This window comes from Micromonospora echinofusca (assembly GCF_017614955.1).
Lineage (GTDB): Bacteria > Actinomycetota > Actinomycetes > Mycobacteriales > Micromonosporaceae > Micromonospora > Micromonospora echinofusca_A.
Genome location: NZ_WVUH01000252.1, coordinates 1 through 10,999 on the forward strand (window position 1 = coordinate 1; position 10,999 = coordinate 10,999).

Consider the following 10,999-nt stretch of genomic DNA (forward strand, 5'->3'; position numbering starts at 1 on the left):
TCCCTACCCTGGGCGGCACTGTCTCCACGGACACTGACACAGCAACCCCGTGGACCAGGCGTCCCGCCGACGTCGCCGGCGGGACGCCTACCGGACGTCGAACCAGGATCTCAGCGAACGAGAAGCCACGGGAACGGCGTGCCCTGGAGTTGGAGAACGAGTGTGCCGACAGGGTCGCCGGCAAGGGGTACCGGGTTCACCAGAACCCCACGAGGCAGGAGGTCGCGGACGCGCGACGCGAAACCGGGGATTCTGGGAGGCCGGAGAAGGCACCCGACTTCCTCATCGAGGGGCATGTCTTCGACTGCTACGCGCCCACTCCTTCCGTGCCGGCCCGCGCCGTCTGGAGCGCGGTGTCCAGGAAAGTCGACACGGAGCAGACCCAACGCGTGATGTTGAACCTCCACGACTGGCGAGGAGACCTCGCCGCCCTGCACAAGCAGTTCCACGACTGGCCTATCGCAGGGCTGAAGGAACTGGCGGCGGTAACGCGCGACGGTGCGATCATTCAGATCATCCGGCGAGACTGATGAAGGGGTGCAGATGGCTGTCGAGTACCGGCTGACGCTGGCGGGCGACATCCCACTCGAGCAGGTGGCGGAGCTGGCTGCTCCCGAAGCGGTCGAGACGTCCACGGCGTCCGGCGGCAGGATGCTCAGCGCCGACCTGAACGACGAGCACGGGTACGTCGTGGACATCTCCGGCGGCAGGCACGGCTACTACTGCGCCGAGGATGACGGGGGTTCCCTGTGGCAGTGGGAGCCGGAGACCTACGTCGACGTCAACTTCTACATGCGCAAGGATGCCCTGTTCGACAAGGGCAAGCCCCACATGCTGGCGACCGTGGCCAGGATCCTCGCCGGCAGGGCCGAGGACGCGGCCCTGACCCTCAACGGTGACGTGCTGATGCTGACGCGCGTCGCGGGAACCATCCAGAAGCACAACACCGACGGCTGGTACGACGAAGACTACGACAGGATTCTTCACCCCTGACGGGTGTGCGTCCTGGCCTGGACCCACCACAGTCACTCGCCCCGATCACCCGAGGGTCTGCTCGTTGAAGAACACGAGGCGGATCACGCCGATGGTGGTCGGCTCGGCGTGCAGGGCGGTCAACGCCTGGACGATGGCGTCCTCCTTGGGCCAGCGGTACACGCGGGAGGAGATCAGCGGGAAGGCGATCGACCGTGCGCCCAGGTCAGCGGCGACCCTCAGGGAACTGGTGTAGCAGTCGTGCAGCAGCGGGGCGCGGTCGACGTCGGGGCTGAACACCGGGCCGACGGTGTGGATCACCCATCGGGCGGGGGTGGTCGCCACGGCCTGCCCGACCGGCAGGCCCCGCCCGTACCGGCTGGTCGAAGAGCACGGCACTGCTCCCGTATCGCTGGGCCGCCCTTGCGGTGGGTCGCCCCGTCGACTCCGCCGCCGCCCAGCGGCGACGAGTTCGCCGCGTTGGCGACTGCGTCCACCCGCTCGGTCGTAATGTCGCCGGCGACCAACTCGATCCGCACCGCCGTCCTCTCCTGCTACGGCAACCGGCAACCGCGCCCGTTGGCGTGACCGCCCCGCCTACCATCGATGGACGCCGGGCATGCGTCTTCGACCAGGCGGCAGGCGACGGTTCGCTCCGCTGCCAGACCGCCCCGTATCAGCCCGGCGTTTTGCCGGCGATGCTTGCGTGGTCAGCCTCAGGAGCACATATCGGACACCTTCGGCCGGTCCGTTCAGGATCAGAATCCGGACCTGCTCGGGGTGCGTTGATGCTGATCCCTTGTAGTTGGTGACGCGGGAGCAGTGCATCTTCGTGGTGTGCGCCAACGGGCCGCCCTGCTCGAGGATCATTCGCGCCAGTTCCACGCGGGGGCGGAGCGTCAGAAGGGCATTGGCGTGCGACAAGAGATATCCGGCCGGTGGTGGCGTCAGCATCGAGACTCGCCTGTCGGTGGAGGTGCATGGCGGCACGTGGGTTGACAGGGGCACACCGAGAGGCAAAGGTAAACCATATGGTTCACCGTCAGTTCGCGGCCTTGGGCGACCCGACCCGCCTGGCCATCGTCGAGCGGCTCGCCTGCGGGCCGACGTCGGCCGGCGACCTCGCGGCGCCGACGACAATGTCGTTGCCTGCTGTGCTCAAGCACGTCCGCGTGCTGGAGGAGGCGGGCCTGGTGACGACCGTCAAGCGTGGCCGCGTGCGCGAGTGCCGGCTGCGTGACGACGCGCTCGTCGCCGTGGCCACGTGGACCGCACAGCAGCAGGCGCTCTGGTCGACCCGGCTGGACGCGCTCGGCACCCTCCTGGAGGAAACGTGACCACCGGACCGCTCCTGTCGTTCGACCTCGACCGCACCTACCCCGCGCCGCCCGAGCGGGTCTGGTCCGCCTGGACCCGCGCCGACCTGCTGGAACGCTGGGCCTGCCCCGACCCGGCCTGGCGCGTGTCGACCTGCGAGGTCGACGCCCGCGCCGGCGGGGGCTACCGGCTGCGGTTCGGCCCCCGCCCCGCCGGTGACGCGTACCGCGAGACGGCGACCTTCACGGTCTTCGAGCCCGTGGAGCGACTCGTGCTCGACGTGCTCACCTCCGGCGAGGACATGGCCGAGACCTCCCGCTGCACGGTGCTGTTCCTGCCGGTCGACGGCGGGACCCGACTCCAGCTCACGGTCGAGGGCCTGTCGGGCACCCTTGCGGCGGAGCAGATGCGGGAGGGCTGGCAGTGGTGCCTGGAGGGCATCGCCGAACAACTCGACGCCACGATCTGATCACCCGGTCCCGTGCACCAGGCTTTACGACGGGCCACCCAACCGCCGTGACGGTCATGCGCGGAGCGGGCGCATCGACCAAGGGGACATGGCCGGGGCACGCGCGAGCACACAGCGCAGCGAGGCCGGCCACGTCAGTCCCGCTGCCGGGATCCGCAGAGCAGTCCCGTCACCTAATGACTCCCGAACGGTCCGTCGCGGCTCGCGGGATGCCTGCCCGTTACCCGGCCTTCGAAGGTCTCCAAAAAGATCGGCAGCGTGGGTGGCGACGGGTCGTTGGCGGTGGTGGTCCGGCTCGTCGAGGACACGCCTGCACACCTCTGGGCCAGTTAGGCCTCGTGCAAGACCGGCGGGCCGGCGTGTCCGGACCACCTCCGTGATTTGAAGCAGCATGTTGATTGTGGTTGCAGCCCGCCTGCGTGGCACACACCTCGCGAACCGGGAGCCGGCGAGCTCTGAACGCGAAGACCGGAACCGTGCGGGTCGCTGGAATCGCGAACGGCTCATCGGAGGGTAGGCCTGAGAGCCTCGTCATTAGGGCGCCGCGCGTTTCCGCCAGGGTCCGCAACCAGGTCAGGAGGAAGGAGTAAGAGGTTGAAGGTGTTCTGCGGCATCGACTGGTCCGAGCGGCACCACGACATCGCCCTGGTCGACGAGCATGGCCACCTGGTCGACAAGCGCCGCATCAGCGACGACCTGGAAGGGTTCACCTCGCTGGTCGACATGCTCGCCGGAGCCGGCGACAACGTCGATGAGCCGATCCCGGTGGCGATCGAGACTCCGCGTGGTCTGCTGGTCGCGGCCCTGCGCGCGTCCGGGCGCCGGGTGTACTCGATCAATCCGATGGCGGTGGCCCGCTACCGGGAGCGGTACTCGGTGTCGCGGAAGAAGTCCGACCACGTCGATGCGATGGTGCTGGCGAACATTCTGCGGACCGACGCTCACGCGCACCGGGCGCTACCGGCCGACAGTGAGCTCGTGCAGGCCGTGGCAGTGCTCGCCCGCGCTCATCAGGACGCCACATGGCGACGCACCAGGGCATCCAACGAGCTGCGGTCGCTGCTGCGGGAGTACTTTCCAGGGTTCCTCGGCGCGTTCGCCGGCAGGAAGGGGCATCTGACCAGCCCGGACGCCCCCGCGGTGCTGGCCATCGCGGCGACGCCGGCGGAGGCGGCCAAGCTGTCCCACACCCGGATCGCAACGGCGCTGCGTCGCGCAGGGCGGCAACGCGGCATCGACGAACTCGCCGCCGAGCTGCACGAAGCCCTGCGCCGTCCGCAGCTGCGGCAGCTACCCATGGTCGAGGCCGCGATGGGCACCCAGGCCCTCGCACTCCTGGCCACGCTCAACGTCGAGTGCGTCAGCGTCGACCAGCTCACCGAGGCCACCAGCAAAGCGTTCCGCCGGCATCCCGACCACGAGATCGTCACCAGTTTCCCCGGTCTGGCCGACGTCACCGGAGCCCGCGTCCTCGCTGAGATCGGCGACGACCGCACCCGGTTCGCCGACGCACGGGCGTTGAAGGCATACGCCGGATCCGCACCCGTCACCCGCGCGTCCGGCCGCAGCATCTCCATCACCCACCGCAAGGTCAAGAACGACCGCCTCGCGGCCGCCGGCTACCTCTGGTCGTTCGTCGCGGCCACTCACGCACCGCCCGCCAAGCAGCACTATCAACGCCGCCGCGACCACGGCGACCGGCACCCCGCCGCACTACGCAACCTGTTCAACCGATTGCTCGGCTGCTTGCACCACTGCCTGGCGAGCGGCCAGGTCTACGACCCAGTCAAGGCATTCGGCGAACCCCAGGCCGCGGCGGCTTGATGCCGTGGCCTGGATCGGCGGCTTCAACCGTAGGCGTACTCGTCGACGTCCAACTCCGCGCGGGTAAGTCGAAGGAACTCCAGCGTCCGGGTGTCAAGGTGCCAGCCCAGTAGCCGATGCTGTCCGGGCAGCTTCTGGAGGTTCTCGGCCGGGCGGGTCAGGTCTTCAGCCTCGCCAGCAGGGCGTTCGAAGGCCCGCACGACCTGCAGAACACTGCCACCTGGGCCACCATCAAGGTGGTCAAGCTCGGCCACCAGTTCGCCGATCCGACCAGCGTGAACGAACAGCCGATCAACAATCGCCCCAATCTGCTGGTCCACGCTCAGGTGAGGGCTCCGGCAGGAGACCTTCCACCTGTGCGCAGCGGGAAGCGGCGGTTCCATCCGACGGCTGCCGCGAACCACGACCTCGTCAGGTTCGATGCCCAACCTGCCCGCGATCTCGGCCGCCGTGACATGGTTCGAGGTCAGGGCAAAGTAGGCGTACTGGGACGCGAGCACGCACGGACCCTACCGAGGCCGACGATCAGACAACATCTCAATTCGTGTCTATGGCTCGGCTTCGCAGCAGACCGAACGCTTGACTCCTACAGATATCGGAGGTCTCTTTGACCGTCACTGGCCGGAGCCACCTCGACCGCCCGGCCCGCTGCGCCCCGCCCCAAGCGCCCACCTCATCGGAACGAGTCGGTCCGACGGAAGCTGCCGCTGTCGTCCGGTCACACGGCGTCCTCGCGGGACATCTGCGGTCCGGGCGGAGCGGTCTCGGCACGTAGGAGGCGCACGAGCGCCGAGGCCGTGGCGTTGGACAGGGGGTGTCCGTCGGCGCGAAGTTGTCGGGCGAGGGCCTTGCGGGACAGTGGTGTCCCCTCTACCGCGAGGGTGTGGGCGGCGGTCCGGGCGGCGGGGACCAGCGTACTGATCGCCGGGCCTCGGTCCTCGACCCGCGGACCGTTGTCGTCTCGGTCCGGGACCGCTGGTTCCCGGTCCGGGACCGCCGGGTCCTGGTCCGCCGGGCCGGGGACCGCCCCGCCGGTGTCCCGGACCGCAGGGGTGCTCGCGGGGACCGGCAGCGGCGGTCCGGGGACCGACTCGTGGGTGTCCGGGACCGCTGTGTCCACGAGCGTCGGCGGTCCCGGTCGAGTCTGTGTGGGTGGGGCGGCGTGGTCAGGTGGTGCGGGGTCGGCGCGGCCGAGGGCGATCTTCACCATGGCCAGGAAGCCCAGTGCCGGCAGCGCGGCGGCGATCCAGCCGATCACCGATGCCTCCGCCTCCACGACCTGGGCGGCGAGGGACAGGAACACGGCCACGGTCAGCACGGTCGCCGCGAACGCGACGCTCTTGCCCAGTCGGCGGTTGCGGCGCAGTTCCAGTCCGGCGGCTATCGAGGTCAGCTCCAGGACGATCGCGTCGGCCCAGGCGATCCAGCCCGGCTGGCCGTGCGCGGCGGCGACGTCGTGGACGTGGCGGAACGAGGCCGCGCCCGCGGCGCCGCCGATCAACAGCATGATCAGCACCTGGACGCGGTTCTCCCACCGCTCCCGTCCGGACGGTACCTGTGTGGGCAGGTCAGGGGACCGTTGATCAGACGTCATCGGCCCACCACCTGTCGGACCCGGGTGGGCCCTCGGATGACGCCGTCGGGTGTCGGCGGACGGGGACCGGGTCCGCAACGCGATTGCAGGGGTGTCGGTCGAGGTCATGTTCGTCCTTCAGCTTCGTGAGGTCGGAATCGCGGTTGCGGCGCCATCGGGCGGTTCTCTATCGCGCGGCCGGTCCGCGCCGAGAGGATCCGATTCAGGTGCGTGACCGGGTGACGATGCGTCTGATGGTGACGATTCGGTCGATCCACGTGTCCAGGCCGACGATCTTCACGGTGTCGCCGGTGCTCGGCGCGTGGATGACCAGTCCTTGTCCGAGGTACATGCCGACGTGGCGGGGATTGGTGGGTGTGCCGAGGCTTCCGGGGATCAGGATGAGGTCGCCGGGGCGCAGTTGTGTCGGGTCGGCTACGGCGGTGCCGGTACGGGCCTGGTCGGTGGTGATCCGTGGGATGGTGACGCCGGCGTTTCGGTAGGCCATCTGGGTCAGTGACGAGCAGTCGCACTGTTGGTGCGGGTTGCCGGAGTGCGGATCGGTGCACGTGCCGCCGAAGTGGTACGGGGTGCCGAGTTGTCCGATCGCCCAGAAGACGGCGGTGGCGACGGCGGGTGGTGTGCCCTGGGGCAGGGCGTACCCGTCCGGTAGCGCCGTGAGCGACGTCGTCGGGCAGCCAATGAGGGTGTCGCTGAGCTGCTCGACCACGTGTAGCGCGTCGTCGGTCCACTTGGCGTACGCGTCGGGGAAGGCCGAGATCTGGACCGCCTGGGCGGCCTGGGTGAGCGGCATCGTCTCCCAGCCGGGAATGGCCAGGAGCTTGTCGAAGAACCTGCCGGCCTGGTAGGCGGGCTGGGACAGTTGCGCGACGGTGCCCCATCCCTGGCTCGGCCGTTGCTGGAACACCCCGATCGAGTCGTGGTCGTTGCGGCCGCCGAGGTGTGGCAGGTTACGCAGGCCGGATTCCTGCATGGCGGTGGCGACGGCGACGACCCAACCCCAGCGGGGTACGCCTTTGGCGACGCCGACGTCGACGATGGTCGCGGCGATGTCGAGTTGCTCCGTGTCCCACGTGTCGGTGCCTGCTGCTGCGGAGGGGCGTCCGGCGGGTGGGGCGGCGATGCCACATCCGCTCGCACCGCCGCCCGTGACGGCGGACAGGAGCAGCATGGGCAGTCCGAAGCAGGCGACGATGATGATGGCGATGACGCCGATGATGGACTTGGTCATGGCGGTTGCCTTTCCGTGAAAACACGAAAGGGCCGGTTTCTGCGCGGGTGCGCAGCCGGCAACAGGTGACGCGGGTCGCGGGTGGTGAGGAGCGCCGGCAGTGGGACGAGGGGCCTGCGGCGGAGGCCGGTGATCAGGTCGTCGACCTCGGACGGCGTGTGACCGGGCTCGACCGGTGTGCTGTTGTCGCAGTCGTGGTGGCCCGGCGCCAGGTGGGGCGCGATGCGCAGCGTCCGGCAGACGCTGCGGACAAGTGCACGTAGACCTGCGGGAGAGAGGACACCGCCCGGTCGGGGTAGCTGAGCAGGCGGTGGCTTCGGCGTCGGTTGGGGTCGAGCGTCGCTGGTCGTGGTGGGCCGGGCGGCGGGAGCCGGGGGCTCTCCTGTGCGCCGCGGCAGGTGCGGGTAGTCGGCTTTCTCACCTGGTCGTGAAAAACAGAAAGAGCCGTGGACCGCCCATGCGGGCGGCCCACCTTCAGCGGTCGGGCGAGTCGACCATGGTGCTCACGTCGGTTCCTTCGGACCGGGCCGGGCCCGGGGCAGCGGTACGGTGACCGCTGCCCCGGGATGGGTGGGGGAGTGCCGGTCAGACCTTCAGCAGGTCGAAGGCGGTGATCTTCAGGTCGCCGACGTTGCCGGTGACCACCCGGTTGGCGCGGACGGTGTCGTCCTTGGCGGGCTGGTAGTGGTCGAGGTACTCGGCGATGGCCTGGTATCCGGCCCAGCGGCTGCCGGTGATGGTTTTCTGGGTGTCGGCCTCGCGGATGAGGTACTTGAGGGTGCCGAGGCGCTGCTTGGCGTTGTTCCTGGTCTGCTCGGAGGCGTTGTCCTTGACCGGCCACACCTGGGCGACGATCTTTTCGAACTCGCGCATGGTCAGCTCGGTGTCGAGCATCCGTTCGGCGGCCTTCTCGAAGGTGTCCAGGTACTTCCACATCAGGCCGAGGGCCTCGCGGGCCTGGCTGATCTGGGAGTTGACGTTGGAGGTGTGCCGGAAGGTGTAGTGGCCGACCGCGTGTTGGAAGGCGGCGCGTTGGGTGTTCGCGCACACGACCCGGATGGGGCTGGCGTCCACGCGGAGCGCGGCGGTGCCGTCGTGGGAGGTGGTGCCGATCAGGTAGAGGTCCAGGCGGTCCACTCCGGCGATCTCCATCGCGTCGGGCAGTTTCATGGTGACGAAGACGCTCTTGCCGCGGCGTAGGCTGCCGGCGGTTTCGAAGTGGGCGCCGCCGACCTGGTCCACGAGACGGTCGAGCAGTTCGGCGCACTGTTCGTTCTGGACGACGGTGTAGTCGGTGCCGACGATGCCCAGGTACTCGGTGGCGCCGGTGACCGGGTTGCGACGTACGGTCATGCGTTTGTCGTCGGCGGGGATCTGCACGTCGACGCCGTCGACGGTGTCGATGCCGACGGTGCGGATGGTGCGCACACCCCAGTCGCCGAGCCGGGCGGCGGACATGATCTCTTCGGCTTTCATGGTGTTCTGGGTGACGGTGCCGAGTTGGTGCCAGGCCGACAGTCGGGCGCTGGCGAAGGCGGTCGTTCCGTCGGCGAACGTTTCGAGTTCGTGCGGCACGGGTGTCTCCTGTCGAAGCAGGCCGGGGGCCGAGCCGCACGGCTCGACCCCCGGCAGGGGATGGTGGGTGGTCAGGACTGCCTGGTGTCGTGCTCGTCGTCGATCGCGGTGCCGCCCGGGATGGTCTCGGCGGTGTCGCTGCCGGGTGGGGTCGGGTAGGTGAAGGTCAGCGGCGCGTCGGAGGCCAGGACGATGCGGCCGGCAGCGGCGGCCTTGGTGCAGTTGTTGCGTACCGCTCCGGAGCTGACCGTGCGGCCGAGCTGTTCGCCGATGACGGTGGCGATGTCCTGCGGCGTCATCGCCTCGCCGGGGTGGGCGGCCAGGACGTCGAGGGTCAGTTTCTCCAGCTCGCCCCGCCCGAACGGTGGGCTGCCGTCGGCGTTGACGGTCGCGTCGCCGCGGCGGCCCACGCCCCTGGCGGCGCCCGCCGTACGCGTGGGCAGGGTGACGACGTGGGTGGCGCCGTCCGGGCCGACGACGTGCAACGTGCCGTCCGGGCGGATCAGGGGCAGTACCGTCGCCGTGGCGTTCGGCCCGTTCGCCAGGCCACGGATGACGTGGTGGCACAGCGGGCAGCGGGGCGGCTGCGGGCTCGGGTCGACCTCACTGGCCCGGGTGGGTCCGGGGATCCACCGCAGGGGTACGCCGGGAAGACGGCGGGCGGCGTCGGCCTGCTCCATCGCGGTGAGCAGCCGGGATGCGGTCGGGTGACCGATGCCGCTCTCGGCGACGATCACGTCGATGCTCGCCCCGTCGTCGCCGTGGTCGGCCAGGACGCCTTTGATGGCCATGACCTTGCGGTCACCGGGACGCGTCGGCTGGACGGCGGTGACCGGCGGCTGCTCGTCGCCTTCGCTGTTGTCGGAGCCCTCGCCGCCGTCCGCGGTGGCGTTGCTGTCGTCGTGCCGGTCGGTCGCGTCGTGCGCGTCGCCGGTCTCGTCGTTCCGGCCGGTCGCGTCGTTGGTGCCGGTCGGGTCGATCACCCCGCCGGGCTGGCCGGTCTGTGCGGTGTCCGGTTCGTCGGTCGCGTCGTCGACGTCCGGGTCGGCGAGGTCGGTCTCCTCCTGGCCGGCGGTGTGGTCGGCGCCGCTGTCCGCGCCGCTCGCGTCGTCCGGCGTGGCGGTGGTGTCCCGCACCGGAGCCGCCAGGGCCCACCGGGTGGGGGTGTCGTCGGTCGGGTCGGTTTCCACCGGGACGATCACACCGGCGTCGGCCAGGGTCTTGATCGCCTTGTCGGTGGTCGACCGGGCCTTGCCGGATCTGTCGGCGAGCTCGGGGACGGTGCCCTGGCCGAGGTCGGTCAGGGCGTCGAGGACGGCCTGCGTGGCAGGCGTCAGGGACAGGTGTGCCATGTGCGATTCCCTCCTCAAGGGAACTGGGGGATAGGGCGAACCCGGCACGGTGTCGGGCCGGGCGGTGGTGCGCCGGGTCGCGGGCAGCGGTCAGCGCGGCCGGCACCGTGGGGGTGGTGCCGGCCGCGTGATGCGCGTGGATGGTGGCCCGGTGGCCGTGGGGTGCTGCCGTGCTGGCGGGTCAGGAACCGACGGCGGTGGCCTCGACGGCAGCGGACTGGAGGATGTAGAGGCCACCGTCGGTCTGGTCGTGGTGGATCCCGGCGTCGGCGTGCGCCAGCCGCAGCCGGTCACCATCGACGCCGGTGAGCTCGACGTCGGTGTCGTCGACCCGGATGCGGGTGGCCTGCCCGGCGATCCCGTGCCTGCGGCAGGAGTCGGTGTGCGGCAGGACGACGAGGACGCTGTCCCCGGGGTCGACGTAGTGCCGTCGTGGTGACCGGCCGGGATTCGCTTCGGCGTACGCGACGCGTGCCGGATCGTCGACGAGAAGGTCGATCCAGTGGCGGGCGTACCGGTAGGTGCGGGCCAGTTCCGCGATCGTCTGTACCTGTCCGGCGAGTGTGCTGACGGTCGCGGTCAGGTCGTCGGCGTTGAGGAGCAGGGTGCGTAGCCGGTCGACGGCGAGCAGCAGGTCGTGGCGTGCGTGTCGCAGGGTGTGGGCG

The 10,999-nt window shown here is 69.9% G+C and carries 13 protein-coding genes; 5 read left to right on the forward strand and 8 right to left on the reverse strand.

The window, feature by feature from the left end; translation table 11 throughout:
* Positions 1 to 107 precede the first annotated feature (107 nt).
* Together GSF22_RS23940 and GSF22_RS23945 are read left to right on the forward strand one after the other, a co-directional pair.
* Complete coding sequence (locus tag GSF22_RS23940; protein WP_208815996.1) at positions 108 to 530, forward strand: hypothetical protein; 423 nt, start codon at positions 108 to 110, stop codon at positions 528 to 530.
* 13 nt (positions 531 to 543) lie between these two features.
* Positions 544 to 993 (forward strand): SitI3 family protein, encoded by a 450-nt coding sequence (locus GSF22_RS23945; protein ID WP_208815986.1) that lies wholly within the window; start codon positions 544 to 546, stop codon positions 991 to 993.
* 45 nt (positions 994 to 1,038) lie between these two features.
* Here the strand turns inward: GSF22_RS23945 and GSF22_RS35005 are convergent, their stop codons facing one another.
* Positions 1,039 to 1,272, reverse strand: a complete 234-nt coding sequence (locus GSF22_RS35005) for a macro domain-containing protein (RefSeq protein WP_368856911.1) — start codon at positions 1,270 to 1,272, stop codon at positions 1,039 to 1,041.
* A gap of 17 nt (positions 1,273 to 1,289) precedes the next feature.
* Positions 1,290 to 1,511, reverse strand: a complete 222-nt coding sequence (locus GSF22_RS35010) for a macro domain-containing protein (RefSeq protein WP_307804268.1) — start codon at positions 1,509 to 1,511, stop codon at positions 1,290 to 1,292.
* 492 nt (positions 1,512 to 2,003) lie between these two features.
* Here GSF22_RS35010 and GSF22_RS23955 point away from each other — a divergent pair, with 492 nt between their 5' ends.
* The 3 genes from GSF22_RS23955 to GSF22_RS23965 all read left to right on the forward strand — a co-directional run bounded on the left by GSF22_RS23955 (position 2,004) and on the right by GSF22_RS23965 (position 4,582).
* Positions 2,004 to 2,309 carry an ArsR/SmtB family transcription factor gene (locus tag GSF22_RS23955; RefSeq protein ID WP_208815987.1) on the forward strand — a complete coding sequence of 102 codons (306 nt, stop codon included), beginning with the start codon at positions 2,004 to 2,006 and terminating at the stop codon, positions 2,307 to 2,309.
* Positions 2,306 to 2,758: an SRPBCC domain-containing protein gene (locus tag GSF22_RS23960; protein ID WP_208815988.1), complete on the forward strand. Its 453-nt coding sequence runs from the start codon at positions 2,306 to 2,308 to the stop codon at positions 2,756 to 2,758. Before GSF22_RS23955 ends, GSF22_RS23960 begins: the two co-directional genes overlap by 4 nt.
* 594 nt (positions 2,759 to 3,352) lie before the next feature.
* Positions 3,353 to 4,582 (forward strand): IS110 family transposase, encoded by a 1,230-nt coding sequence (locus GSF22_RS23965; RefSeq protein ID WP_208815989.1) that lies wholly within the window; start codon positions 3,353 to 3,355, stop codon positions 4,580 to 4,582.
* 23 nt (positions 4,583 to 4,605) lie between these two features.
* Here GSF22_RS23965 and GSF22_RS23970 read toward each other — a convergent pair whose 3' ends face one another.
* The 6 genes from GSF22_RS23970 to GSF22_RS23995 form a co-directional block, all read right to left on the reverse strand.
* Positions 4,606 to 5,082: a DUF4279 domain-containing protein gene (locus GSF22_RS23970; protein WP_208815990.1), complete on the reverse strand. Its 477-nt coding sequence runs from the start codon at positions 5,080 to 5,082 to the stop codon at positions 4,606 to 4,608.
* Between the two features lie 218 nt (positions 5,083 to 5,300).
* Positions 5,301 to 6,176, reverse strand: a complete 876-nt coding sequence (locus tag GSF22_RS23975) for a DUF2637 domain-containing protein (protein ID WP_208815991.1) — start codon at positions 6,174 to 6,176, stop codon at positions 5,301 to 5,303.
* 202 nt (positions 6,177 to 6,378) lie between these two features.
* Positions 6,379 to 7,407 (reverse strand): C40 family peptidase, encoded by a 1,029-nt coding sequence (locus tag GSF22_RS23980; protein ID WP_208815992.1) that lies wholly within the window; start codon positions 7,405 to 7,407, stop codon positions 6,379 to 6,381.
* Between the two features lie 585 nt (positions 7,408 to 7,992).
* Positions 7,993 to 8,982 carry a DUF932 domain-containing protein gene (locus GSF22_RS23985; protein WP_208815993.1) on the reverse strand — a complete coding sequence of 330 codons (990 nt, stop codon included), beginning with the start codon at positions 8,980 to 8,982 and terminating at the stop codon, positions 7,993 to 7,995.
* Positions 8,983 to 9,053: 71 nt separating this feature from the next.
* Positions 9,054 to 10,334 carry a helix-turn-helix domain-containing protein gene (locus GSF22_RS23990; protein WP_208815994.1) on the reverse strand — a complete coding sequence of 427 codons (1,281 nt, stop codon included), beginning with the start codon at positions 10,332 to 10,334 and terminating at the stop codon, positions 9,054 to 9,056.
* Between the two features lie 181 nt (positions 10,335 to 10,515).
* Positions 10,516 to 10,999, reverse strand: a 484-nt coding sequence (locus GSF22_RS23995) for a hypothetical protein (RefSeq protein ID WP_208815995.1), incomplete at its 5' end; no start/stop codon positions are given.

Coding starts and splice junctions, on each gene's coding strand:
- GSF22_RS23945 (WP_208815986.1), top strand. CDS start 544: ATGGCTGTCGAGTACCGGCTGACGCTGGCGGGCGACATCCCACTCGAG.
- GSF22_RS23955 (WP_208815987.1), top strand. CDS start 2,004: ATGGTTCACCGTCAGTTCGCGGCCTTGGGCGACCCGACCCGCCTGGCC.
- GSF22_RS23975 (WP_208815991.1), bottom strand. CDS start 6,176: ATGACGTCTGATCAACGGTCCCCTGACCTGCCCACACAGGTACCGTCC.
- GSF22_RS23980 (WP_208815992.1), bottom strand. CDS start 7,407: ATGACCAAGTCCATCATCGGCGTCATCGCCATCATCATCGTCGCCTGC.
- GSF22_RS23990 (WP_208815994.1), bottom strand. CDS start 10,334: ATGGCACACCTGTCCCTGACGCCTGCCACGCAGGCCGTCCTCGACGCC.